This is a genomic window from Streptomyces sp. CB01249 (assembly GCF_001905735.1).
GTDB lineage: Bacteria > Actinomycetota > Actinomycetes > Streptomycetales > Streptomycetaceae > Streptomyces.
Window position 1 is genome coordinate 124,063 of the sequence record NZ_LISW01000003.1, and the last position, 24,518, is coordinate 148,580.

25 protein-coding genes are annotated in these 24,518 nt (G+C 71.3%); 13 read left to right on the top strand and 12 right to left on the bottom strand.

From position 1 onward, the window contains the following. Positions 1-58 precede the first annotated feature (58 nt). The gene (locus AMK18_RS16245) at positions 59-493 is read left to right on the top strand and encodes a CBS domain-containing protein (protein ID WP_026171575.1); all 435 of its coding nucleotides are present in this window, start codon (positions 59-61) and stop codon (positions 491-493) included. A gap of 72 nt (positions 494-565) precedes the next feature. Continuing rightward, on the top strand, positions 566-2,320 hold the full coding sequence (locus AMK18_RS16250) for an NAD+ synthase (protein ID WP_026171574.1): 1,755 nt from the start codon (positions 566-568) through the stop codon (positions 2,318-2,320). A 92-nt stretch (positions 2,321-2,412) separates the two neighbouring features. Here the strand turns inward: AMK18_RS16250 and AMK18_RS16255 are convergent, their stop codons facing one another. From AMK18_RS16255 to AMK18_RS16270, 4 genes are all read right to left on the bottom strand, one after another. Further along, a complete protein-coding gene (locus AMK18_RS16255; RefSeq protein ID WP_073863334.1) occupies positions 2,413-3,633 on the bottom strand; it encodes an MFS transporter in 1,221 nt (406 codons plus the stop codon). Between the two features lie 252 nt (positions 3,634-3,885). Beyond that, entirely contained in the window at positions 3,886-4,914 is a 1,029-nt protein-coding gene (locus tag AMK18_RS16260; RefSeq protein WP_018103485.1) for an endonuclease/exonuclease/phosphatase family protein, read from the bottom strand. Between the two features lie 166 nt (positions 4,915-5,080). Next, positions 5,081-5,743, bottom strand: coding sequence for a TetR/AcrR family transcriptional regulator (locus tag AMK18_RS16265; RefSeq protein ID WP_073863335.1), 663 nt, complete (start codon positions 5,741-5,743; stop codon positions 5,081-5,083). Between the two features lie 299 nt (positions 5,744-6,042). Beyond that, on the bottom strand, positions 6,043-7,647 hold the full coding sequence (locus AMK18_RS16270; protein ID WP_073863336.1) for an MFS transporter: 1,605 nt from the start codon (positions 7,645-7,647) through the stop codon (positions 6,043-6,045). 180 nt (positions 7,648-7,827) lie between these two features. Between AMK18_RS16270 and panB the strand changes: the two genes are divergently transcribed. The 3 genes from panB to AMK18_RS16285 all read left to right on the top strand — a co-directional run bounded on the left by panB (position 7,828) and on the right by AMK18_RS16285 (position 10,732). Further along, the gene (gene panB, locus AMK18_RS16275; RefSeq protein WP_018103482.1) at positions 7,828-8,712 is read left to right on the top strand and encodes a 3-methyl-2-oxobutanoate hydroxymethyltransferase; all 885 of its coding nucleotides are present in this window, start codon (positions 7,828-7,830) and stop codon (positions 8,710-8,712) included. Positions 8,713-8,867: 155 nt separating this feature from the next. Continuing rightward, the gene (locus tag AMK18_RS16280; protein WP_073863337.1) at positions 8,868-9,878 is read left to right on the top strand and encodes an ATP-binding cassette domain-containing protein; all 1,011 of its coding nucleotides are present in this window, start codon (positions 8,868-8,870) and stop codon (positions 9,876-9,878) included. Next, positions 9,875-10,732: an ABC transporter permease gene (locus tag AMK18_RS16285; protein WP_073863338.1), complete on the top strand. Its 858-nt coding sequence runs from the start codon at positions 9,875-9,877 to the stop codon at positions 10,730-10,732. Before AMK18_RS16280 ends, AMK18_RS16285 begins: the two co-directional genes overlap by 4 nt. 2 nt (positions 10,733-10,734) lie before the next feature. Here the strand turns inward: AMK18_RS16285 and AMK18_RS16290 are convergent, their stop codons facing one another. The 5 genes from AMK18_RS16290 to AMK18_RS16310 all read right to left on the bottom strand — a co-directional run bounded on the left by AMK18_RS16290 (position 10,735) and on the right by AMK18_RS16310 (position 16,449). Continuing rightward, entirely contained in the window at positions 10,735-14,067 is a 3,333-nt protein-coding gene (locus tag AMK18_RS16290) for a BTAD domain-containing putative transcriptional regulator (RefSeq protein ID WP_073863339.1), read from the bottom strand. Between the two features lie 116 nt (positions 14,068-14,183). Further along, positions 14,184-14,570: a hypothetical protein gene (locus AMK18_RS16295; RefSeq protein WP_018103478.1), complete on the bottom strand. Its 387-nt coding sequence runs from the start codon at positions 14,568-14,570 to the stop codon at positions 14,184-14,186. Positions 14,571-14,665: 95 nt separating this feature from the next. Then, positions 14,666-15,538: a helix-turn-helix domain-containing protein gene (locus AMK18_RS16300; RefSeq protein ID WP_073863340.1), complete on the bottom strand. Its 873-nt coding sequence runs from the start codon at positions 15,536-15,538 to the stop codon at positions 14,666-14,668. A gap of 7 nt (positions 15,539-15,545) precedes the next feature. Beyond that, positions 15,546-16,070: a DUF6879 family protein gene (locus tag AMK18_RS16305; protein ID WP_073863341.1), complete on the bottom strand. Its 525-nt coding sequence runs from the start codon at positions 16,068-16,070 to the stop codon at positions 15,546-15,548. After that, positions 16,048-16,449 (bottom strand): hypothetical protein, encoded by a 402-nt coding sequence (locus tag AMK18_RS16310; RefSeq protein ID WP_073863342.1) that lies wholly within the window; start codon positions 16,447-16,449, stop codon positions 16,048-16,050. The genes AMK18_RS16305 and AMK18_RS16310 overlap by 23 nt, the downstream gene beginning before the upstream one ends. Positions 16,450-16,796: 347 nt before the next feature. On the opposite strand from AMK18_RS16310, the gene AMK18_RS16315 reads away from it, so the two are divergent. The 5 genes from AMK18_RS16315 (at position 16,797) to AMK18_RS16335 (ending at position 20,046) form a co-directional block, all read left to right on the top strand. Continuing rightward, positions 16,797-17,039, top strand: coding sequence for a DUF397 domain-containing protein (locus AMK18_RS16315; protein ID WP_073863343.1), 243 nt, complete (start codon positions 16,797-16,799; stop codon positions 17,037-17,039). A 144-nt stretch (positions 17,040-17,183) separates the two neighbouring features. Continuing rightward, complete coding sequence (locus tag AMK18_RS16320) at positions 17,184-17,636, top strand: hypothetical protein (protein WP_241836579.1); 453 nt, start codon at positions 17,184-17,186, stop codon at positions 17,634-17,636. Between the two features lie 45 nt (positions 17,637-17,681). Next, positions 17,682-18,551 (top strand): JmjC domain-containing protein, encoded by an 870-nt coding sequence (locus tag AMK18_RS16325; protein WP_338014065.1) that lies wholly within the window; start codon positions 17,682-17,684, stop codon positions 18,549-18,551. Positions 18,552-18,614: 63 nt separating this feature from the next. After that, the gene (locus AMK18_RS16330) at positions 18,615-19,403 is read left to right on the top strand and encodes a site-2 protease family protein (RefSeq protein ID WP_073863345.1); all 789 of its coding nucleotides are present in this window, start codon (positions 18,615-18,617) and stop codon (positions 19,401-19,403) included. Positions 19,404-19,461: 58 nt separating this feature from the next. Then, entirely contained in the window at positions 19,462-20,046 is a 585-nt protein-coding gene (locus AMK18_RS16335) for a GNAT family N-acetyltransferase (RefSeq protein WP_073863346.1), read from the top strand. A 15-nt stretch (positions 20,047-20,061) separates the two neighbouring features. Here AMK18_RS16335 and AMK18_RS16340 read toward each other — a convergent pair whose 3' ends face one another. Then, positions 20,062-20,244: a hypothetical protein gene (locus tag AMK18_RS16340; RefSeq protein ID WP_073863347.1), complete on the bottom strand. Its 183-nt coding sequence runs from the start codon at positions 20,242-20,244 to the stop codon at positions 20,062-20,064. Positions 20,245-20,317: 73 nt separating this feature from the next. Continuing rightward, on the bottom strand, positions 20,318-21,028 hold the full coding sequence (npdG, locus tag AMK18_RS16345; RefSeq protein ID WP_018103474.1) for an NADPH-dependent F420 reductase: 711 nt from the start codon (positions 21,026-21,028) through the stop codon (positions 20,318-20,320). A 120-nt stretch (positions 21,029-21,148) separates the two neighbouring features. Between npdG and AMK18_RS16350 the strand changes: the two genes are divergently transcribed. Both AMK18_RS16350 and AMK18_RS16355 read left to right on the top strand, forming a co-directional pair. After that, positions 21,149-21,754 carry a hypothetical protein gene (locus tag AMK18_RS16350; RefSeq protein WP_073863348.1) on the top strand — a complete coding sequence of 202 codons (606 nt, stop codon included), beginning with the start codon at positions 21,149-21,151 and terminating at the stop codon, positions 21,752-21,754. 88 nt (positions 21,755-21,842) lie between these two features. Further along, the gene (locus AMK18_RS16355) at positions 21,843-23,153 is read left to right on the top strand and encodes an MFS transporter (RefSeq protein ID WP_018103472.1); all 1,311 of its coding nucleotides are present in this window, start codon (positions 21,843-21,845) and stop codon (positions 23,151-23,153) included. A 45-nt stretch (positions 23,154-23,198) separates the two neighbouring features. Here the strand turns inward: AMK18_RS16355 and AMK18_RS16360 are convergent, their stop codons facing one another. Continuing rightward, positions 23,199-23,435 (bottom strand): hypothetical protein, encoded by a 237-nt coding sequence (locus tag AMK18_RS16360; RefSeq protein WP_026171572.1) that lies wholly within the window; start codon positions 23,433-23,435, stop codon positions 23,199-23,201. Positions 23,436-23,493: 58 nt separating this feature from the next. Here AMK18_RS16360 and map point away from each other — a divergent pair, with 58 nt between their 5' ends. Next, on the top strand, positions 23,494-24,351 hold the full coding sequence (gene map / locus AMK18_RS16365; protein ID WP_026171571.1) for a type I methionyl aminopeptidase: 858 nt from the start codon (positions 23,494-23,496) through the stop codon (positions 24,349-24,351). The last annotated feature ends 167 nt before the right edge of the window (positions 24,352-24,518 follow it).

A 24,518-nucleotide genomic window follows, 5' to 3' on the forward strand; every position in this document is an offset into this window, starting at 1 on the left:
ATGGGTTCGCTCGGGGATGTACGTACGGCTGCCCCTCGGTACGCAGGAGGAATCCCCCATGACCACCGCCAAGGACATCATGCACACCGGCGCCACCTGGATTCCGGCGCACGAGACCCTCGACCGTGCCGCCCAGCTGATGCGCGAGCACCACGTGGGCGCGCTGCCCATCTCGGCCAGCGGCGAGGAGGACCGGATGATCGGCATCCTCACGGACCGCGACATCGTGGTCGGCTGCGTGGCGGAGGGGCGGGATCCGGCCAAGGTCACCGCGGGCGACCTCGCCCAGGGCACGCCGCGCTGGATCGACGCGGACGCGGACGTGGAAGCGGTGCTGGAGGAGATGCAGAGCCACCAGATCCGCCGGCTCCCGGTCATCGAGAACAAGAAGCTGGTCGGCATGATCAGCGAGGCGGATCTCGCCCGGCACCTCTCCGACGACCAGATCGCCGACTGGGCGGAGCAGGTCTACTCGCGGACCGCCGCCGGGTGACCGGGCGGGCGCATCGTCCTTTCGCACGGCCCGCCGGGACATCGCGTCAGTCAGACGATTAGAGTGGGGCGCGTGCCTCAACTACGCCTCGCACTGAATCAGATCGACTCGACCGTCGGCGACCTCGCCGGCAACGCCGAGGCGATCGTCCACTGGACCCGGCACTCCGCCGAACAGGGCGCCCACTTCGTGGCGTTCCCCGAGATGGTGCTGACCGGCTACCCCGTCGAGGACCTGGCCCTGCGGTCGTCCTTCGTCGAGGCGTCGCGTGCGGCGCTGCGCGCGCTCGCCGCCCGCCTCGACGCGGAGGGCTTCGGGGAGATCCCGGTCCTCGTCGGCTATCTCGACCGCTCGGAGTTCGCGGCGGAGCGCTACGGCCAGCCGGCCGGGTCCCCGCGCAACGCCGCAGCCGTGCTGCACCGCGGCGGGATCGCGCTGAACTTCGCCAAGCACCACCTGCCGAACTACGGCGTCTTCGACGAGTTCCGGTACTTCGTGCCGGGCGACTCGATGCCGGTCGTACGGGTGCACGGCGTCGACGTCGCCCTCGCGATCTGCGAGGACCTGTGGCAGGACGGCGGCCGCGTCCCGGCCGCGCGCGCCGCCGGGGCCGGGCTGCTGCTGTCGGTCAACGCCTCGCCGTACGAGCGGGACAAGGACGACACCCGGCTGGAACTGGTCCGCAAGCGGGCCCGTGAGGCCGGCTGCACGACCGCGTACCTCGCGATGATCGGCGGCCAGGACGAGCTGGTCTTCGACGGCGACTCGATCGTGGTCGACCGGGAGGGCGAGGTCATCGCCCGCGCCCCGCAGTTCGCCGAGGGCAGCGTGATCCTGGACCTGGACCTGCCCGCCGCCCCGGCCGAGGCGCCGTCCGGCGTGGTCGCCGACGGGCTGCGGATCGACCACGTGGTCCTCTCCGAGGAGCCGCTGCCGCCGTACGAGGCGGAGCTGGCCGGGGGGTACGCGGACCGGCTGGACGACGACGAGGAGCTGTACACGGCCCTCGTGGTGGGCCTGCGGGCCTACGCCGCGAAGAACGGCTTCAACAGCGTGCTCATCGGGCTCTCCGGCGGGATCGACTCGGCGCTCGTCGCCGCGATCGCCTGCGACGCGCTCGGTGCGCAGCAGGTGTACGGGGTGTCGATGCCGTCCAAGTACTCCTCGGACCACTCGAAGGGCGACGCGGCCGAGCTGGCGCGGCGCACCGGGCTCAACTTCCGGACCGTGCCGATCGAGCCGATGTTCGACGCGTACATGGGTTCGCTGGGGCTCACCGGGCTCGCGGAGGAGAACCTCCAGTCGCGGCTGCGCGGCACGATGCTGATGGCCATCTCCAACCAGGAGGGCCAGATCGTGCTGGCCCCCGGCAACAAGTCGGAGCTGGCCGTCGGGTACTCGACGCTGTACGGGGACTCCGTCGGGGCGTACGGGCCGATCAAGGACGTGTACAAGACCTCGGTGTTCCGGCTGGCGAAGTGGCGCAACCGGGCCGCCGAGGAGCGCGGGCAGACCCCGCCGATCCCGGAGGCGTCCATCACGAAGCCGCCGAGCGCCGAGCTGCGGCCGGGGCAGGTGGACACGGACTCGCTGCCGGACTACGACGTGCTCGACCGCATCCTCGAGCTGTACGTGGACCGGGACCAGGGGCTCGAAGCGATCGTCGCGGCCGGGTTCGACCGGGCGCTGGTGGCGAAGACGCTGCGGATGGTGGATACGGCGGAGTACAAGCGGCGGCAGTATCCGCCGGGCACGAAGATCTCGCCGAAGGGGTTCGGGAAGGACCGCCGGCTGCCGATCACGAATCGGTGGCGGGAAGTGGTGTGACGGCCGTCGGTTGACGGATACGTGAGCCCGTCCGGGGCTGGGGGTTTGTCCTCAAGCGCCGGACGGGCTTGTTTGTGGCCGGGCTCCGCTGGTCAGGTTCGGTCCGTTGTGGTCGGCGTCTTGTCCTCAAGCGCCGGACGGGCTGATTTCGCCACCACCTTCGATGTGCCGCGTTCGCGGTCCAGCGCTCCCGCCGTCACCGCTATCGCCAGACCCGCCAGGGCCAGGGCCGCGCCCACGAGGGCCGGGGACGTCCAGCCCCAGCCTGCCGCGATCGCCGCGCCGCCCAGCCACGCACCGCCCGCGTTGGCCAGGTTGAAGGCGGAGTGGTTGGAGGCGGAGGCGAGGGTGGGGGCGTCCTTGGCCTTGTTCATGACCAGCATCTGGAGCGGCGTGGTCGTCATGAAGCCCACCGCGCCCAGCAGCACCACCATCAGCAGGGCCGCCCACTTCACCTGGGCCGCCAGCGGGAAGACCGCCAGGACGACGGCGAGGGCGCCCAGCGACCCGTACAGCGTCGGGCGCAGGGCCCGGTCCGTGAGCGGGCCGGCGGCCAGCGCGCCCAGGGTCATGCCGATGCCGAAGAGCGCGAGCACCGGCGTCACGGCGGACTCGCCGAAGCCCATGGCCTTCGTGGTCATCGCCGAGAGGTAGGAGTAGACGGCGAACACCCCGGCGAAGCCGAAGACGGCGGTGAGGAGGCCGAGCAGGACCTGCCGGTTGCCGAGTGCCCGCAGCTCGTGGCGCACGTTCTGCCGGGCCTCCACGGGGATCTGCGGGACCAGCCGGGCGAGGGCCGCCATCGCGCAGACGCCGATCGCCGCGACGACCAGGAAGGTGGCCCGCCAGCCGAGGTGCTGGCCGAGCAGGGTGGCGGCCGGTACGCCGACGATGTTGGCGACCGTCAGGCCGAGGAACATCGTCGCGACGGCCCGCGCCCGGCGCCCCTCGGGCACGAGGCGGGAGGCGACGACGGCCCCGACGCCGAAGAACGCGCCGTGCGGCAGACCGGCCAGGAGGCGGCCCGCGATCAGCCAGCCGAAGCCGGGGGCGAGCGCGGAGGCGAGGTTGCCGACGGTGAAGAGGGCCATCAGGAGCAGCAGCATCCGCTTGCGCGGGACGCGGGAGCCGACGGCGGTGAGCAGCGGGGCGCCGATCACCACGCCGATCGCGTACGCCGACACGAGGTAGCCGGCGGTGGGGACGGAGGTGCCGAGGTCGTCCGCGACGTCGGGCAGCAGGCCCATCATCACGAACTCGGTGGTGCCGATGCCGAAGGCGCTCACGGCCAGCGCGAGCAGGGCCAGGGGCATGAGGAGAGACCTTTCCGCTTCAGGGGCCCCCGCCGCAGCCCGGCGCGACCCGGTCGGGGCCTGCGGACACGCGGAGGGAGCGGGAGGGGACGTGGTCGTACGCACGCCCGCGCGGTCCGCCGGTCGGCGGGGCGCACGGCGGCGGACCGGCCTCGTCGCCGGCGACCTTGTTCCCGTACGGAACAAAGTCTCTCAGAGAAGTGGGGCGATCCGGTAAACGGCCCGTTGCGCCGGATGAACGGCCGGCGCGCGTCAGAGTTTGACGCGGGCGGCGATCGGGAGGTGGTCGCTGCCGGTGGCGGGAAGCGTCCAGGAGGACATGGGCTCGACGCCCTTGACCATGATCTGGTCGATCCGGGCCATCGGGAACTTCGCGGGCCAGCTGAAGCCGAAGCCGTCCCCCGCCGCGCCCTGCGTGGAGCGCATCTGCGAGGTGACCGCCTTGAGCGCGCGGTCGTTCATCGTGCCGTTGAGGTCGCCGAGCAGGGCGACGCGGGCGAGCGGTTCGCGGGAGATGGCCTTGCCGAGGGCGTCGGCGCTCTGGTCGCGCTGGTTGGCGGTGAAGCCGGCGTGGAGCTTGACGCGTACGGACGGCAGGTGCGCCACGTAGACCGCGAGGGGGCCCTCGGGCGTCGCGACGGTGGTCCGCATCGCGCGGACCCAGCCCATCTTGAGGTCCACCGGGCGGGTGTCGCTCAGCGGGTACTTGCTCCAGAGGCCCACGGTGCCCTGCACCGAGTGGTACCGGAAGCGCCCGGCGAGCGCCTTCTCGTACGCCGCCACCTTGCCCGCGGGCAGCTCCTGGAGGGCGACGACGTCCGCGCCGGAGCCCGCGACCTGGTCGGCTGTGGCGGCCGGGTCGGGGTTGTCCGCGTTGACGTTGTGCGTGGCGACGGTCAGGTCGCCGCCGGCGCCGGACTTGTCCGTGAACAGGCCGCCGAACACATTGAGCCAGACCACGACCGGCAGCACCAGCGCCACCAGCGCGGTGCCCGAGCGGCGCACCAGGCCGAGCACGAGCAGCACCGGGAAGAAGACGCCGATCCAGGGCAGGAACGTCTCGGAGAGGCTGCCCAGGTTGCCGATGGTGTTCGGGATCTGGGCGTGGAAGGCCATCACGAAGGTCAGCAGGAGCGAGCAGCAGGCCAGCACGATCCCGCGCCGCCAGGTGCCCCGGTCCCGCAGACGCCTGACGAATCTGTCGCGCAGGTCCCGGAAGCGGGAGCCGGAGCGCTGCGGTCCCACGCCGTTCCCGGTGTCCGCCCTGTACGCCTGCACCATCGCGCTGTCCTCACTGCCTTGCCGTACACATCGCCGCGCCCCCGACCCTAGGGGATGCGCGATGCCTTTCATGCCGCCCGTGGCGGTCGTACTGCCACGAGGACGTGGAAGGCGGCTCCGGCAGTTCCTCGGGAGCGGGGAATCGCGGTGCTCTGTGACGTAACGATCACATCCGTCCGCGCCGGGGCGCCAGGCCCTCCATCACCAGGGCGATGATGTGGTCGGCGAGATCCTCCGGCAGCGGCGCGTCGGGCCGGTGGATGGTGCGTACGAGCATGGGGCCCAGGAAGAGGTCGTCCATCAGCTCCACGTCCGTGTCGTCCCGCAGCTCGCCCGCCTCGACGGCGCGCCGCACGGCGGCGACCATGGCGAGGCGGCGGGGGGCGATCACGGTGCACTGGTACTCGTGCCAGAGCTTGGGGTGGCTCTTCATCTGCGCGAACACGTTGTGCAGGAGTACGGAGGAGCGCTGCGCGAGGCCGCGTTTGCGCATGGACTCCAGCAGGACGCGGAGATCCCCGAGGCCGCCGGTGCCGGAGACCTCGGGCTCCGGGGGCTCGATGGCGCGGAGCACGTCGACGAAGAGCTCCTCCTTGCCCGCCCAGCGCCGGTAGATGGTGGCCTTGCCCACCCCGGCGGTGCGGGCGATGCGCTCGATGGAGAGCGCGGCGAGGGGTTCACCGGCCTCCAGCAGCTCCACGACGGCGTCCAGGATGGCCGCCTCGGCCGCGGCACTGCGCGGCCGGCCCCGGCGCGGCTCGGAGTCGTCCCCGGGTCCCGGGGGTCCGGGAACCTCGCCGGACCGCTCGTCCGGTGCCTGAGCCTGCACGTGAAACCACCTTTCGCCGCCCCCGATTCTCGCCGACGCGGAAGAGGGCCGGCGCTAGGGCCTGTCTTCACACTCCCCTCGTCGCCCGGAGGGCGGCCGCGCGGCGCATGGTGCGTGCTCTCGGTGTGCCGGCCGCGATCCCTCGTACTGGACGTACGAGGGATCTCGGCCGGTGCAGCGAGAGTGCGTGCCAGGCGTCGCGCGGCAGAGGGGAGTGTGAAGACAGGCCCTGGGGTGAACCGGGCCGCGGGACACGGCCCGGTTCACCCGGAAGGTTCAGCCGGACGCCGCCGGGAACGTCATCGCTCGGCGCCCGCCGGAGCGGGGCGCTCCTCCTCGCGTACGGCCTTGGGCGCGACCGGCTCGCGGCCCGGCAGCCACAGCGCCACGACGACCGTGCCGACGAGGGCGACGGCGGCCGAGCCGAGGGCCGTGACGTGCATGGCGCTCATGAAGGCGTCGTGCGCGGCGGTGACCAGCGGGGCGCCCTTGGGGCCCAGCTTCTCCGCGATGGCGAGGGTGGCCTCGATGGACTCCCCCGCCGCGTCCCGGGCCCCGGAGGGCAGCGCGCCGAGGTGGTTCTCGATGTCGCCCCGGTAGACGGTGGACAGCACCGAGCCGAGCACGGCGATCCCGAGCGCGCCGCCGACCTGGCGGAACGTGTTGTTGACGGCCGACCCCGAGCCGGCCTTCTCGCGCGGCAGGGCCTGCATCACGGCGACGGTGACCGGCGGCATGACGTGGGCCATGCCGGTGCCCTGGACGAAGAAGACGACGCACATCAGCCAGACGGGCGTATCGGCGTCGAAGAGCGCGAAGGCGGCCAGGCCGACGGCGACGGCGAGCATGCCCGCCGTACAGACGGCGCGCGCGCCGAAGCGGGCGACGACGATCCGGGCGCGGGGCGCGAAGAGCATCTGGGCCACGGCCAGCGGCAGGATCAGCAGCCCGGACTGGAGGGCGCTGTAGCCCCGCACGCTCTGCATGTAGAAGGCGGAGAAGAAGGTGACGCCCATCAGCGCGAAGAAGATCAGCGCGATCGCGGCGACGGCGGCGGAGAACGCGGGCTTCTTGAAATACGAGACGTCGATCGCCGGGCTGGCGCTGCGCTTCTCGTGGAGGACGAAGACCACCAGGACGGCGAGCCCGCCGATGACCGGGAGGAGGACGGTGACGTCGGTGAAGTCGGCGAGCTCGCCGCCCCGGATGATGCCGTACACGAGCAGCACCAGGCCGATGATGGAGAGCACGACGCCGATCGGGTCGAGCCGGCCCGGCTTCGGGTCCTTCGAGTCCGGCACCAGCAGGACCATAGCCACCAGGGCGATGATCACCACGGGGACGTTGACCAGGAAGATCGAGCCCCACCAGAAGTGTTCGAGGAGCAGGCCGCCGGTGATCGGGCCGATCGCGATGCCGAGGCCGACGCTGCCGGCCCAGATGCCGATCGCCTTGGGCTGCTCGTCGCGCTCGAAGACGTTCATCAGCACGGCGAGCGTGGCCGGCATGACGAAGGCGGCGCCGAAGCCCATCAGGGCGCGCCAGGTGATGAGCTGGCCGGGCGAGCCGGACATGGCGGCGAGGGCGGAGCCGATGCCGAAGAGGGTGATGCCGAAGAGCAGGACCTTCTTGCGGCCGAGGCGGTCGCCCAGCAGACCGGCCGTGAAGAGCAGGCCGGCGAAGACGAGCGTGTAGGAGTTGATCGCCCACTCCAGCTCGCTCTGGGTGGCGCCGATGCCCGTGGGCGAAGGGGAGGCGATCGTCTTGACGGCGACGTTCAGGATCGAGTTGTCCAGCACCACGATGAGCAGGCTGAACATCAGGACCACGAGAATCGCCCAGCGGCGGCGGTGGACCGCCTCCGGTATCGAGGACACGGCGGGAGCGCCGGAGGGTGTGGACATGAGGAGCAGCCTAAACGCATTGCGATACGAGACCGTCTCGTATTGTAAAACCTTTACCGAGGGCAGGCCCGAGGGCCCGGCCACGCGGCCCACTTCCCGCGACCGGCTCCGGGATGCCACCATGGAAGCGGTCCGGGGACGCCGTCAGGGCGCCTCGAGATGACGAAGGAGCCACCTGCCATGTCGCTTCAGGCTGCGCAGAACCAGTCCGCCAACCCCGCGGGTACCCCCTCCGACAGCAGCAAGGCGCTGTACGGGGGCAAGAGCAACCGCCGGGTCACCGTCCACGACATCGCCGCCGCCACCGCGCGCGGCGAGAAGTGGCCCATGCTCACCGCCTACGACGCGATGACCGCGTCCGTCTTCGACGAGGCCGGCATCCCGGTCATGCTCGTCGGCGACTCCATGGGCAACTGTCACCTCGGCTACGAGACCACCGTGCCCGTCACGATGGACGAGATCGCCATCCTGTCCGCCGCCGTCGTCCGGGGCACCAAGCGCGCCCTGATCGTCGCGGACCTCCCCTTCGGGGCGTACCAGGAGAGCCCGGTCCAGGCCCTGCGCAACGCCACGAGGCTCATCAAGGAGTCCGGTGTCGGCGCGGTCAAGCTGGAGGGCGGCGAGCGCAGCCACGAGCAGATCAAGCTGCTGGTCGACGCCGGAATCCCGGTCATGGCCCACATCGGCCTGACCCCGCAGTCCGTCAACGCGATGGGCTACCGGGTGCAGGGCCGGGGCGAGGAGGCCGCCCAGCAGATGCTGCGCGACGCCAAGGCCGTGCAGGACGCGGGCGCGTTCGCCGTCGTCCTGGAGCTCGTACCGGCCGAGCTGGCCGCCGAGGTCACCCGCACCCTGCACATCCCGACCATCGGGATCGGCGCCGGTCCGGAGACCGACGCGCAGGTGCTGGTCTACACCGACATGGTCGGGCTGACCGGCGGCAAGGTGCCGCGCTTCACCAAGCAGTACGCCGACCTGCGGCAGATCCTCGGCGACGCCGCGAAGGCGTACGCGGAGGAGGTCGTCGGCGGCACGTTCCCGGCCCCGGAGCACACCTTCCACTGAGCCCGCGGGGGTGCGCCCTCCACGACCACCACCGGTAACGACGACAGCCCGCCGACTTCCCCCATCGGCGGGCTGTCGGCCGTTGTCGGTGGGTGCGAGCGGGCTGTCGGCCGGCTGTCGGCGGCCTGTCGGTGGCGGCTGGTCTGATAGTCGGCATGACGCGAATCGACAAGAACCCCAAGCGCGGCGGGAACGCCGTAGAGGTGCGGGGGCTGGTCAAGCACTACGGCGAGACCAAGGCCCTGGACGGCGTGGACCTCGATGTGCGCGAGGGCACCGTCCTCGGTGTGCTCGGCCCCAACGGCGCCGGCAAGACCACCCTCGTACGCTGCCTCTCCACGCTCATCACGCCCGACGCCGGAACCGCGGTCGTCGCCGGCTTCGACGTGGTGAAGCAGCCCCGCGCACTGCGCCGCACCATCGGCCTCACCGGCCAGTACGCCTCGGTCGACGAGAAGCTCTCCGGCTGGGAGAACCTCTACATGATCGGGCGGCTGCTCGACCTGCCCCGCAAGAAGGCGCGGGCCCGGGCCGACGAGCTGCTGGAGCGCTTCTCGCTCACCGACGCGGCGAAGAAGGCCGCGATGGAGTACTCCGGCGGGATGCGCCGCCGGCTCGACCTGGCCGCCTCCATGATCGGCAGCCCGGCCGTCCTCTACCTGGACGAGCCCACGACGGGGCTCGACCCCCGGACCCGCAACGAGGTCTGGGACGAGGTGCAGCGCATGGTCGCGGAGGGGGCGACCGTGCTCCTCACCACCCAGTACATGGAAGAGGCCGAGCAGCTGGCCAACGAGCTGACGGTCATCGACAAGGGCCGGATCATCGCCCGCGGCGGTGTGAACGAGCTCAAGGCCAAGGTCGGCGGCCGCACCCTGCAGATCCGCCCCTCGGACCCGGCCGAGCTGGCCCCGATGGCCCAGGCGCTGCGGGAGACCGGTCTCGACGGTGTCGCGGGCGCGCAGGCCGTCCCGGACGAGGGCCTGCTCTACGTACCGATCCTCAGCGACGAGCAGCTGACCGCCGTCATCGGGCTGCTCGGCACCCGGGGCTTCTCGCTGGCCCACGTCGCCACCGCGCTGCCCAGCCTGGACGAGGTGTTCCTCGCCATCACCGGCGACAAGGCCACCGTCACCGACACGATTCCCGAGGAGGTCGCGGCATGAGCACGACGACTCTGACGCCCACCCCCACCGACACACCCGTCTCCGCGCCGGCCGCCAAGCTCCACGACGAGGGCGGCATCGGACTGCGGAACAACCTGCGCCACATCGGGGCCCTGGTCCGGCGCAATCTGCTCCAGATCAAGAAGGATCCGGAGTCGATGTTCGACGCGCTGCTGATGCCCGTCATCTTCGTGCTGCTGTTCGTGTACGTCTTCGGCGGCTCGGTCGGCGGCAGCATGGGCGGCGGCCGGCAGGAGTACCTGAACTACCTGATCCCCGGCCTGATGGCGATGATGGGCATGAACATCGCCATGGCCGTCGGCAGCGGTGTCAACGACGACTTCCGCAAGGGGGTCATGGACCGCTTCCGTACGATGCCGATCGCGCGCTCCTCGGTGCTCGTCGCCAAGATCGTGGTCGAGCTGGGCCGGATGATGGTCGCCACGCTCATCCTGTTGGGCATGGGCTTCGCCCTCGGCATGGAGCTCCACGGGTCCGTGCTCGGACTGATCGCGGCGATCGGCCTGTCGGCCGCGTTCGGCGCCGCCATCATGTGGATCTTCATCCTGCTCGGCCTGGCCATGAAGACGTCCCAGGCGGTTCAGGGAATGGGGATGCTGGTCATGATGCCGCTCCAGTTCGGTTCCTCGATCTTCGCCCCGCCCACGACGATGCCGGGCTGGCTCCAGACCTTCACCGACTACAACCCGCTGTCGAATCTGGCGGACGCGGCGCGCGGCCTCATGATGGGCACCTCGCTCGGCCACTCGGTCTGGCTGACGCTCGGCTGGGCCGTGGTCATCACGGCGGCCGTGGCTCCGCTCGCCGTCTCCAAGTTCCGCAAGAAGTCCTGACGTCACGGGTTCGGTTCGGGATCCGCGTCCACGAGGGCGGCGGCCTCCTCCAGGGAGAGGCCGCCCCCCTCGGCGTACGCGGCTTCGTAGGCGGCGTCCGCGAGGCGGCTGCGGACCAGGTCCTCGGCGCGGGCCAGGTTCTCGCGTTCCATCGCGTTCATGAAGTGCCCCTTGGGCAGATGCGCCCGGCCGGCGCCCAGCAGCCGCGCCGCGACGAGCGCCCGCTCCTCGCCGCCGAGCCCGCCGAGCGCCCAGGCCACGATGACCAGATTGATCACCGCCATCTGCGGCGCGACCATCTGCGTCAGCGGGTCCCGTACGCCCTTGAGGGACCGCCGGCTCTGCTCCAGGGCGCGGGCGTACTCGCCGTCCTGGTTGTCCAGCCAGGCCAGGCCGCCGAGGACGAAGCCCTCGAACACCGCCATGGTCTCGGACGCGAACTCCTCCTGGAGCAAGGTGAACTGCTCGCGCGCCTCGGCGGTCCGGCCGCACCGGCCCAGCCACATCGCCAGGAACAGCCGGGCCGCCGGGCGGGCTTCGTGCCCGGTCTGGCGTTCGTCGGCCAGCACCTCGCGCATGCGCGCCTCGCCCTCCTCGCCCCGGCCGAGCTCGGTGAGCACGGCGGCGTGGCGGATGCGGAGTACGGAGACCTGGGACAGGGCGCCCAGTCGCTCGGCCGAGCGGATGGCGGCCTGGAAGTCCTCGGCGGCCCGCGCGTAGTCGCCCCGCTTCTCACTGGCCTCGCCGCGTGAGGAGAGTGCCTCGGCCATCCCCCAGTCGTCGCCGATGCGGCTGAAGATCGCCAGGCTCTCGTCGGCGTCCCGGTGGGCCTCACCGGCCCAGTCGGGGCGGTTGGCCAGCACGTTGGCCCGCATCTGGAGGGCGGCGGCCAGCTCCCACTCGTAACCGAACTCCCGCGCGCCGCGCACCGTTTCGTCCAGCAGGTGGCGCAGGTCGGAGACGCCGCCGGTGAGCATCACGGCGTAGAACCAGAGCGAGGCGGGGCTGCGGCAGGTCTGCGGCTGACCCGCGCGGTAGGTCGCGACGATGGCCCGCAGCCGGGCCATGCTGGCCTCGTTCGTCCACTCGTCCATCGCGTGGTCCATGCTGACCAGCTGGACCAGGGTCACCTGCCGCCGCGCCTCCTCCAGCAGTTCCTGGCGCATGGGCGGGGGCGCGTCCGTGCAGCGCTCGTGGATGGAGGGCGCGAGCCGTACGGGCTCCGCGAACGGGTCGGGGCCGAGGGCGGCGGCCGCGTCGGCCCAGTGCAGGGCGTCGCCGCGCAGGTTGCGGATCTGCCAGTACCAGGACAGGGACAGCACCATGCACAGCGCCTCCTGCTCGTCGCGGGCGGCGACGGCGTGGCGCAGGGCGATGCGCAGGTTCTCGTACTCGCGTTGCAGGAGGCCGATGGCGGCGAGCTGTCCGGAGCCGCGCAGCAGGGGGTCGGTCGTACGGGCCAGCTCGCGGTAGAACACGAGGTGCCGGTGCTCGACGGCGTCCCGCTCCCCCGACTCCTCCAGGCGCTCCGCCGCGTACTCGCCGACGGTCTCCAGGAGCCGGTAGCGCATCCGGCCGTCGTCCGCCGGGGCGGCGACCACGAGCGACTTGTCCACGAGCGAGCCGAGGAGGAGGGCCACCTCGCCGGAGCGCTCGGCCGTGTCGGCGCAGACGGCCTCGGCGGCCTCCAGGGTGCAGCCGCCCGCGAAGACGGAGAGGCGGCGCAGGACGACGCGCTCGTCGTCGTCCAGCAGCTCCCAGGACCAGTCCACGACCGCGCGCAGCGTCTGCTGGCGGGGCAGCACGGTACGGCTGCCGCTGGTCAGCAGGCGGAAGCGGTCGTCCAGCCGGTCCGCGATCTGCTGCGGCGTGAGCATCCGCAGCCGGGCCGCGGCGAGCTCGATGGCGAGCGGCAGGCCGTCCAGGCGGCGGCAGATCTCGGCGGCGGCCGCCGCCGTCGCCTCGTCCGCGTCCACCCGGAAGCCGGGGCGGGCGGCGGCGCCGCGCTCCGCGAGCAGCCGCAGCGCGGTCGGGTCCGGCAGCGGGTCGACCGGCCGGACCGCCTCGCCCGGCACGCCGAGGGGTTCCCGGCTGGTCGCGAGGACGGTGAGCCGGGGGCAGCGGGCCAACAGATGATCGGCGAGCGCGGCGGCGGCCTCGATGACGTGCTCGCAGTTGTCGAGGAGGAGCAGCATGCGGCGCCGGGAGCAGTACTCGGTGAGCCGGGCCAGCGACTCACCGGCCGCGCGCTCCTCGCCGGAGGCCCGTTCGGCCGCCCGCAGCTCCCCGGAGCCGGCGCCGCTCAGCACGGTCTCCCGGGCCCCGAGCGCGGCGAGCACCGCCTCCGGCACGGCCTCCGGGTCGTCCACGGGGGCCAGCTCGGCGAGCCAGATGCCGTCCGGCCAGGTACCGGCGTCGACGGTGTCCGCGACCTCCTGCGAGAGCCGGGTCTTCCCGGCGCCGCCGGGGCCGAGCAGGGTGACCAGGCGGCCCCGGGAGAGGTCGCCGCGCAGGGCCTCCATCTCCCGCTCCCGGCCGACGAAGCTGGTGAGCCGGGCGCGGAGGTTGCCGAGGGGGGCGGCGGGGGCGGCGGGGGCCTTCGCGGGGGCCGGGGGCTCCTGCCGCAGCAGCTCGGCGTACAGGCCGGTCAGCTCGGGGCCCGGGTCGGTGCCGAGGCGGTCGGCGAGGAGGGTGCGGACCTCGTCGTAGGCGGCGAGGGCCTGGGCGGTGCGCCCGGCGTCGCGCAGGGCGCGCAGGCGGAGCGCCTGGAGCGGTTCGTCCATGGGGTGTTCGCCGCAGAGCGCGGTCAGCTCCGGCAGCACCTCGGTGGCCCGGCCGAGCGCCAGCTCCGCGGCGAGCCGGTCCCGGCGGGCGTCGAGCCGGCGGGCGGTCCAGCGCGCGGCGGCGGCGTGCCGGTCGGGGAGGTCGGCGAGGGCGGGGCCCCGCCAGAGGGCGAGGGCGTCGCTCAGGAGGGCCGCCGCCCGGGCCGGGTCGCCCTCCGCGAGGGCCCGCGCGCCTTCACCGGCGAGCCGTTCGAAGCGGAAGAGGTCGACGGCCTCCGGTTCGGCGGCCAGCCGGTAGCCGCTCTCCGCCGAGGCGACGGCGTCGTGCCCGATGGCCCGCCGCAGCCGCCCCACCAGCGCCTGGAGGGCACCGGCCGCGTCGGCGGGCGGTTCGCCGTCCCACACCTCGTCCACGAGCACGGCGACCGGGACCGTCCGGCCGGGCCGCAGCGCCAGCACGGTGAGCAGCGCGCGCAGCCGCGCCCCGCCGACGGAGAGGGCCGTGCCGTCGTCGCGGAGGGCCTGGGTCGTACCGAGGATGCCGTAGCGCACGCGCCCATTCTCCGCGACCGGCCCCGGTGCCCGCACAGCCGCCCCGCCCCTGCTCGTCATGGCCCCACCCTTTCCGGTCCGGGGGCGGGAAGCGAACCGTTTCCGCCGTGTCGCCGTCAGCCCTCGGGCGCCTGCTCCTTCGGCTCGACCGCGTAACCGGGTACGGACGGCCAGCGGACGGTGAGCACCACGGACTCCTCCTCGGCGATCCAGGAGTGGTCGACGCCGACGCCCCACACCACGTAGTCGCCCTGCTCCTCCAGGAGCACGCTGCGCCCGGGCAGCTCCACCCGGAACCGCCCGCTGATGAGCACGAGCAGCGCGGTCCGGCTCTCCCCACGCACCCACTGCGCCCGCTCGTCCCCCACCGGGTGGACGCCCCACTTGATCTCGACGTCCTCGCTGTGCCGGGGATCGCCCGCGTCCTTGAAGTGCCCGAGGATCCATCCCCGGTCGAGCGCGGCATCCTTGCCGGCGTTGCCCACGTATACGTTGTCGTTCACGTGGGGGGACGCTAGCAGGGGGCTTTCCCGTCCGGCGGGGCGGCTGATCGGCCTCGAGTCGGCGGCGAGCCACCGCAGGAACGCCTGGACAGCCCCTAATCACTCCTGCTGGCCGGTCGCACACGCGGCCGGTCAAATCGTCGACTCGCAGCCAGAATCAGTCCCCGGGCAGCCTCCCCGTACACCGCTGACTGCCGTAGGAGCCCAAACGCCTTGTGGTACAGCTCGATCTCGCGGGGCTGAGTGACCGACAGCTCGGCAGAGAACGTTTCTACGAGGACGAGCCTGTCATCGAACATCGAGAACGAGTGGCCAAGCCAGATGGCCGTCTGAGCACCGGCTGGGACTACTCCGAGACTCACTCGCGGCAAGCCCATCACTGCCATGAGGCGGTCGAGTTGGGCCTTCATTACGTCAGCACCGCCGACATTCGAGTACAGCGCCTGCTCCCCGAGGAGCACGTTGTACACCCGCTCCCCCTCGTACAGGTACCGCTGCCGCTCCAGGCGCTTCCCTACCGCAGCTTCGACGTCATCGGGGAACTCATAGAATCCGACAGCCTGCTGGAACACCTCGGCCGCGTACTCCGCCGTCTGAAAAGTGCCCCAAACCATGGAGGGGTTCCAAATCCTGAAGACCTTGGTCTTGGCATAGATGGGGATCGACTTCTTCTGTCGGGTCTCCGCCCCGGCATGGAGCTGCCGACGCCACTCCAACCACAGCTCGTCAATGTGCCGAACGGTGGCGATGAGGTCTGGGACACACGCTTCCCGGCCCGTAACCCCACACCAGGCCCGGATGTCGTCTTCACTCGCGTTCTGCTTGCCGTTCTCAAGCCGCGATACCTTTGATTCCTGCCAGTCCAGGGCACGCGCCAGCGCCCGACCACTGCCGAATCCGGCGTCCTTCCGGAATCCACGCAGCCGGGCACCCAACGCCTCACGGGCTTCCTGTGCTTGCTTGCTCACGAGTCGATCAGGGCTTGCACTCGAGAGTGGGAATGGCGAGCGACCAGAGTAGGTCCCGGACGCGGACGCACTCGTTGACGACAGCGGGGGTCTCGATGACCTCGGATCCCAGGACTCGCCCGGCCTCGTTGAAGTGCCCCACGGCCAAGAGCTTGTCGTCGAAAAGCCACCAGTCGTTGCCGTCCACAGGGAAGCGCAGGCCACCGGGGAGCCTGTGTCGCGGCAGCCATCGGATTGCCTCGCCTGCCCTTTCGTTGGCAGCCGCGGTAGCCCGCTCCCACCGGATGTACGGGCTGTGGGGCTCGGTCACAACCCGAACCCGTCGCACAGTCCGGCCGGCCCCCGTGACCCGCCCCACCAGCTCGGCCCAAGGCGCGAACCACTCGAGGTCATCCGGTTCGCCCCGCAGCCAGCGCTCGTACGGCCCGTCCTCGACCGGGACCGAGTAGTCATCCCTCAGCTCCAGGTGGAAGGCATCGCGCGAGACGCGCTCGATGAGCCGGTTGCGCTCAGCGCCGGAGATCAGCTCCACGCGGTTCCTCCAGTAGGGCGGTGATCGCGGCCTTGGGAACCTCGACCACGGTCTCGTAGTCCGGAATCTCCATCTGCGCCAGGGCCTCACGATCAGTTACCTCCAGGCCCTGGACGACGAACGTACCGTTCGGCGTCAGAACCATGATGGGGTCTTCCAATCGCCTGATCTCCCCGGTCGGCAGCCCGTCCTTCGTCAGGTGCTCGAACAGTTCCGTCGGAACCTCGACGACCGTCTGGCCCTCAGGGATTTCGAGTTGCATCAGCAGGTCGTTCGCGAAGATCTTCCACCCCTGAACGAGGTATGTACCCCGGTCCGTGGAGTACAAGGTCGGACAGTCGCCCACATTGGAGTTCTTACCAAGGAACCGTAACTTCATGGCCGTTCTCCCGTCCGCCGTCTTGCTCTGGTTTGCGCGACAGGACGAGGCTCGCCAAGGTATTCGAGCCCGTCAACCGACTTGCTGCAAACTGGCGCAATCCGCTTGGGAATGCACTTCCCATCCATCTAGCTTCGTTGCGAACGGCGCAGCGGACAGTGCGATGTGATGAAGCAACAACTACGGCTGCGACCGTCGATATCAGGCTCCCAGGAAGACACGACACGGCTCCTCGCGGGTAACGCCTGCGAGACGCCGGCCGTCATCTCTTGCGGGGCCGGGTTACGAGTGCACGACGGCGCGGAGACCGAATCTCCGCTCAGTGCGATACCAGGAGGATGCTTCCGATGAACGGAAACCTCTACTCCCTGCCCGTACCCGAGGGCTCCGCATTCAAGCAGTACTGCGGAGGCAACCTCGGCGGCTCCAACGAGACGTGCGTGTCCTTCGCTGCCATCCCCGGCACGGAGTCCTCGTTCGCCATCCGTGACAGCAAGCCGGAGGGGGCCGGCCAGGAGCTTCGCTTCACCGAGGCCGAACTCGACGTGTTTGCGACGGGCTGGGCAAGGCAGCGGGGTCTGGCGGTCTAATCTGACCCCTCCCAGAGCACAGAGCATCACACAGGCGGGCCGCCCGAGGTCTCTCCTCGGGCTGCTCGCCGCCTCCCCCGAAGGGCGCATATGACCTGGTCAGGGCACTGGCACGGATACGGTCCATGGAGTGGGCCATCTGCTGTGTACGGGAAGGAGGGCGGTCGCCGGCCACCCCACCCGAACGGCCCACCCTCAGTGCTCAACCCCGAGGACAAGAAGCAGCAGGAAGTCCTGGACCGGTACCGGGAAGCCGCTGCCGAGTTCCAGACGGGCAACGTGCCTCCGACGATGACCGGCCACTGGCTGATGAAGAAGAGCCAGGTTTCCGCCGACCGGACCTGGAGCGACCTGGGTATCGCGCTGGCGTGGCTGACGAAGACATACGAGGAGAGCCCGCCCAACGTGCGCGCGGACGGACTTCGGGCGTACAGCAGTCTCGAAAACAAACTGGAGTACGCCCTCGACGTGCTCCCTCGTGGCGTCGATGTGACCTGGGTGTACTACACAGCAGCAAAGAGCCTGATGTCGTTCTCGGTCGTGTGTTGCCCCAACCGCTTCCATCCGGCTCTCTCTTGTCCGCTTCCACCGTCGTAAGGAACCGACGCGATGTCGCTCAGCCTCTTACTCCCCGAGGAGGGCGTGTCCGCCCTCCTGACTTCCTGGCCGAACGAGCCCGCGGTCTTCGAGCGCGGTTCGACAGCCCTGGACCGCTGCGTCACACCGGACGTGATCGACCACTACATCGACACGGGGTGCGTACCCGCAGACGAAATCGCCCTCGTGAAGTCGGGCCCCTCTCTCCACCCCGACTGCCATCGGACGAACGGTCGAACCGATCCGGCCAAGCTCCGCAAGCTCTACGGCGACGGGTACACCATCCGGCTCGGCAACCTTCAGCGCGTGGTGCCGTTCCTCACCGACGTGGCCCGAGCCATCCAGCAGGAGACCGGTTACAGCAACTACCTTCACGCCTTCCTGACCCCGCCGCGGAGCCAAGGTCTCCTGCACCATTGGGATCAGCAGATGGCCGTGATCGCGCAGCTCGAAGGCGAAAAGCGGTGGCAGTTATGGCGTCCGGAGTACGCCTCACCCATGCGCGAGTACCAGGAGTCGTTCCGGGTCTGGAACCCCGGCCTCATCCCGAAGTGGGAAGCGGCCGGGCCGGACGCGGAGGTGGATCTGAAGCCGGGGCAGTCGCTTGTTCTGCCGCGTGGATGGGTCCACAACCCGCACGCCCTCGACTCCGACGAGCGGAGCGTCCACCTCACGTTCGCGATCCGCGAGCGCACCCCTCTGTGGATCGTGGAGAAGCTCGTCGCCGCAGCGATCGAGGACCCAGCGTTCCGCAAGGTGATTCGGCCTGGTGATCTCCTGAGTACGACGAACCTCGCAGGGCGTATGCGGGAGACCCGGCAGTCGCTCCTCTCCTACCTCGAAGGCATTGACGTGGACCTGCTCGCGCCGGCCGTACGAAAGGCCGCCATCACGGAGCTCGAGTACACGACCTGATCGGGCTCCTCGGCCGTTTCGGAAGTAGGCAGAACGGCCGCGGGTGCGCCCTAGGCTCGGGGCATGCCGACCAAAGAGCACCAAGGGATCAGTCCGGTCTTTCTCGGGATCGCCGCCGTGACGGCCGTGGCCGGGTGGGGGGTGTGGACGGACTTCGCGGCGCAGCCGGGGTTCGCGACGTTTCTGTTCGTGACCGGGGCGTGGGTCGTGTCGCTCTGTCTGCACGAGTACGCGCACGCGAGGACCGCGCTGCACAGCGGGGACATCTCGATCGGGGCCAAGGGCTATCTGACGCTGAACCCGCTGAAGTACACGCACGCGCTGCTGAGCATCGTGCTGCCGGTGCTGTTCGTGATCATGGGCGGGATCGGGCTGCCCGGCGGGGCGGTGTTCATCGAGCGGGGCCGGATCCGGGGCCGGTGGCGGCACAGCCTGATCTCGGCGGCCGGGCCGCTGACCAACGTCCTGTTCGCGGTGGTGTGCACCGCGCCGTTCTGGCTGGACGGCCTGGACGGGGTGCCTCCGGCCTTCCGGAACGCGCTGGCGTTCCTGGCGCTGCTCCAGGTGACGGCCGCCATCCTGAACTTCCTGCCGGTGCCGGGGCTGGACGGCTACGGGGTCATCGAGCCGTGGCTCTCGCGCTCGGCCCGTCGCGCGGTCGAGCCGTTCGCCCCCTTCGGTCTGATCGCGGTCTTCGCCCTGCTGTGGGTCCCCGAGCTGAACCGGGCCTTCTTCGACGCGGTGTACGCGCTGCTGCGGGGCCTGGGCGTGCACGGCTGGTGGAGCGACTGCGGCCTGGACGCCTACCGCTTCTGGCAGGAGGCGGACCCGCGGTGCGCGGTGAGCGGGTGAGACGGCGAGGCTTCCGGCGGCCTTGACGCGGGTGCCCGTCGGCGGGCGACCATGGGCCATGGACCGTGCCCTGTCGACACCGCCCGCCCTCGTCCCCGGCTCGCTCGCCGGGTCGCCGCAACCGGTACTCCGTACGCCGGGCGGACTGTCGCTGCGGCCCTGGGAGCGCGCCGACGCGCCGGTGTTCCTCGCCGCCTACGGGGACCGGGAGATCCAACGCTGGCACCCGCGCCGGCCTGCGTCCGAGGAGCAGGTCCGCGCGTGGTTCGACGGCTACGGGGAGGACTGGCGGCGGGAGCGGGGCGGTCACTGGGCCGTCGCCGACGACAGCGGCAGGGTGCTCGGGCGGATCGCCCTGCGTGATATGGACCTGGACGACGGGACCGCCGAGGCCGCCTACTGGGTGCTGCCCGCCGCACGCGGGGCCGGGGTGGCCTCCGGTGCGCTCGCGGGGCTCAGTGCCTGGGCGCTGGAGGAGGCCGGGTTCTGGCGCCTGGAGCTGGAGCACTCGACGCGGAACGCCGCCTCCTGCGCGGTCGCCACGAAATGCGGTTACGCCCCGGAGGGCGTCAAGCGCAGCGCGGGACTGCACGACGACGGACGCCACGACATGCATCTGCACGCCCTGGTCCGGGGCCGCTGAGCCCGGCGGGCCGGGCTACTCCGCGGACGCGGCCTCCGCGCGGCGGCGGCGCAGGTAGTACCAGGCCATGTTCGAGGAGAGGCCGACCAGCAGGACCCAGACGATGCCGATGAGCACGCTGCCCTGGACGAAGGCCGTCACGGCCGCGGCGAGGGCCAGGACGCAGACGACGAGGGCGTAGAGGGCGAGGCGGGGCATGGGTGGCTCCTGTCGGGGGTGATGCGCGGTCCCGTCCAGTGTCCCCCATGCCCCCGGCCGTTCCGGGCCCGGCTCAGACGTCCGTCGTGCGGAGTCCGGCGTGCGCCTTGTAGCGGCGGTTGACCGAGATGAGGTTGGCGACCAGCGACTCGACCTGGTGGGCGTTGCGCAGGCGGCCCGCGAAGATGCCGCGCATGCCCGCGATGCGGCCGGCCAGGGCCTGGACGATGTCCGTGTCGGCGCGGGCCTCGCCCAGCACCAGGACGTCGGTGTCGATCTCGTCGATGGACTCGTCCTGGAGGAGGACCGCCGAGAGGTGGTGGAAGGCGGCCGTGACGCGGGAGTCCGGCAGCAGGGCGGCGGCCTGCTCGGCGGCGCTGCCCTCCTCCGGCTTCAGCGCGTAGGCGCCCTTCTTGTCGAAGCCGAGCGGGTTGACGCAGTCGACCACGATCTTCCCGGCCAGCTCCTCGCGCAGCGACTCCAGCGTCTTGGCGTGCCCGTCCCACGGCACCGCCACGATCACCACGTCGCTCTCCCGCGCGCAGGTCGCGTTGTCCGCGCCGCGCACACCGTTCCCCAGCTCCGCGGCCGCCGCCTCCGCGCGGTCCGCGGCGCGGGAGCCGATGATCACCTGCTGTCCGGCGCGCGCGAAGCGGTACGCGAGGCCGCGGCCCTGCGGTCCGGTGCCGCCGAGCACGCCGACGGTCAGGCCGGACACGTCCGGCAGGTCCCAGGGGTCCTTGGCGGGGGGCTTGGGCGCGCTGCCGCTGTCATTCGTAGTCATGGCCCCGACACTACTGCCAGGTACCGGGCGGAGCCCGTGCGCCCGGGCCACCACCCGTACGGATGGTGCTTGGGCCTTTCGCCGGTGCCGGGGCCCCCGCATGGTGCAGGATGCCGGGCCATGGATGCCGTACGTGTGGCGCTGCTGCGTGAAGTGCTCGCCAGGACCCAGTGGCCCGCCGCCGCCCGGCGGTTCGCCGGGGCGCTCCGCTCCTCCGTGGTCCCGCACGGCGGCGGGCTGCTGCTGGTGGGGACCGAGGGGTACGAGCCCTGGCACCTCGCCGCCCATCTGGTGGACGAGTCCACCTGGTCCGGGCTGCCCGAGCTCCGCCCCACCCTGGTGCGCCACCGCGTCGAGCCCGGCGACCCGGCGCACCTCGCGGTCGGCCTCGGCCGGATCGAGGCGGCCGGGCGCGGCGAGACACTGCTCGTGGTGACGCCGGACCGGCCCGACGAGGGGCTGCTGGAGCGGGTTCACGACGCCCGGCGGGCCGGGGCGACGGTGCTCTCGCTGGACAACGGCGATCCGCAGGTGCGCGGGCTCGCCCATGAGGCGCTGTCCGTGACGGACGGCGACGACGTGGACCTGGACACCGTCCAGCACCTGGTCAGCGCCGCCGCCGGGGAGAACGGGGCGCCGGTGCCGCGCGGCGGGCGGCGGACGTTCCGCGACCGCCTGTCCCGGCTGGCCGACCAGCTGACGGCTCCCCCGCCGCCGCGCTGGTAGCGGCAGGGGGCGCCGCCCGCGGCCGGACGCGGCGCCCCCGCGTAATCCATTTGCATCCCCCACGTATCACGACAGACCATGTCTCCTCGTGACCTCTCGCACCTCCCTCGCCGCCAGGCTGGCCGCTCTGCTTCCCGACCTCTCGCCCTGGCGGTCATCGGCCGACTTCCGGTTGCTGTGGGTGCAGGGCATCGTCACCTTCTTCGGCAGCTCCATGGCGCTCATCGCGCTGCCGCTCCAGATCAAGGACCTGACCGGCTCCCCGCTCGCCGTCGGCGCGATGGGCGCGGTGGAGCTGGTGCCGCTCGTCATATGCGGGCTGTACGGGGGTGCCCTCGCCGACGCCGCCGACCGGCGGAAGATCATCCTGGCCACCGAGGCCGGGCTCGGGCTGCTCGCCGTGGTCCTGCTGGTCAACGCGGCCCTGCCCGACCCGATGCTGTGGCCGCTCTACGTGGTGGCGGGCGGGGTCTCCGCGCTCGCCGGGCTCCAGCGGCCCGCGCTCGACTCGCTGATGGCCCGGATCGTGCCGCACGACCAGCTTCCCGCGGCCGCCGCGCTGAACTCGCTGCGCTGGCAGGCCGGGGCGATCATGGGCCCGTCGCTGGCCGGTCTGGTGGTGGCCTACGCCGGACACGCCACCGCGTACTCCATCACCGTGGTCACCTTCGCCGCCTCGGTGCTGATGTGCCGCAGGCTCTCCCCCGCGCCGCCCGCCGACAAGGGGCGGAAGCCGTCGCTGCGCGGCATCGTGGAGGGGGCCAGGTACGCCTGGAGCCGCCCCGTGCTGCTGGGGACCTACGCGATCGACATGGCCGCGATGTTCTTCGCGTTCCCCAACACGATCTTCCCGTTCCTCGCGGACGAGCTGGACGCCGACTGGTCGCTCGGCCTGATGTACGCGGCGGGCTCGGTCGGCTCTCTGCTGCTCGGCCTGACCAGCGGCTGGACCTCACGGGTGCGTCGGCACGGGCTGTTCGTCGTGTGCGGTGCCGCCGTCTGGGGGCTCTCGATCGCGGCGGCCGGGTGGTCCGGCAACGTGTGGCTGGTGCTGGTCTGCCTCGGGTTCGCCGGGGCGGGCGACATGCTCAGCGGGCTCGGCCGGTCGACCATCTGGAACCAGACCATCCCGGAGGAGCTGCGCGGCCGGCTCGCGGGCATCGAGGTGCTCTCGTACAGCGTCGGGCCGCAGCTCGGCCAGGTCCGGGCCGGTGGGATGGCGGGGTGGACCGGGACCCGGCCCGCGATCTGGACCGGCGGCGTGGCCTGCGTCGCCTCGGTGGCGCTGCTCGCGGCGGCGCTCCCGAAGCTCCTCACGTACGACTCGGAGACGGACGAGGACGCGCTGCGCAGGCGCGCGCAGCGTGCGGAGGGACTGGACGTGGAACCGGCGGCCTGAACCCGGGGGCCGGCCGCCGGACAGCTTCCGAGGCCCCGCGCCCCGTCAGCCCGCCTGACCGTCCTCGTCCGGGCCCTTGCGGTCGTGCCACTTCGGGTCCGTGTCCCACTCCAGGTTCCGTTCCTGGGCGGTCTCCATCGCGTGCTGCGCCTCCTGCCGGGAGGCGTACGGGCCGAAGCGGTCCTTGGCCGGGCACTCGGGGCCCTCCTCGACCTTCTTGTGCTCCAGGCAGTAGAACCACTCGCCCGGCTTGCCGACCGTGCGCTTCTTGAACAGGGCCATCATCGGTTCCTTTCCTCTGTGCCATGGTGCCCCGGACACGCTGGTTAGACTCGCTGGCATGTCTGGCCAGTCGCTGCTCGTACCAGGGGAGATCACTCCCGTCCGTTCCGTGCCCGGAAACATCCGGCGCCCCGAGTATGTGGGCAAGCCGGCTCCGACGCCGTACACAGGGCCGGAGGTGCAGGACACCGACACCATCGAGCGCATGCGCATCGCGGGACGCATCGCCGCCCAGGCGATGGCCGAGGCCGCCAAGCACATCGCCCCGGGTGTCACGACCGACGAACTCGACCGTGTCGCCCATGAGTTCATGTGCGACCACGGGGCGTACCCGTCGACGCTGGGCTACCGCGGCTTCCCCAAGTCGCTGTGCACCTCGCTCAACGAGGTGATCTGCCACGGCATCCCGGACTCCACCGTGCTGCGCGACGGCGACATCGTGAACCTCGACGTGACCGCGTACATCAACGGGGTGCACGGCGACAACAACGCGACGTACCTCTGCGGCGACGTGGACGAGGAGTCGCGGCTGCTGGTCGAGCGCACCGAGGAGTCGCTGCGGCGGGCGATCAAGGCCGTGCGGCCGGGGCGCCAGATCAACGTCATCGGGCGGGTCATCGAGTCGTACGCGAAGCGCTTCGGGTACGGCGTGGTCCGGGACTTCACCGGACACGGAATCAACACCTCGTTCCACTCCGGGCTCATCGTGCCGCACTACGACAGCCCGCACGCGACGACGGTGATGCAGCCCGGCATGACGTTCACCATCGAGCCGATGCTGACCCTCGGCAGCCACGACTACGACATGTGGGACGACGGCTGGACCGTGGTGACGAAGGACCGCAAGCGCACCGCGCAGTTCGAGCACACGCTCGTGGTGACGGAGACCGGCGCGGACATCCTGACCCTCCCGTAACGCCCCGACCTGCCCGCTTCCGAAACGGCCGCCCCTTCCGGGCGGCCGTTTTCGTTTCGGCGCAGTTGCCGACAAGACGTCGGCAAACAGTTGACTTAGGTTTGCCTAAGTAGGAGGATCAGCGTATCGGGCCCCGTCACCGGCAGCCAGCCGGGGCGGGCCGATAT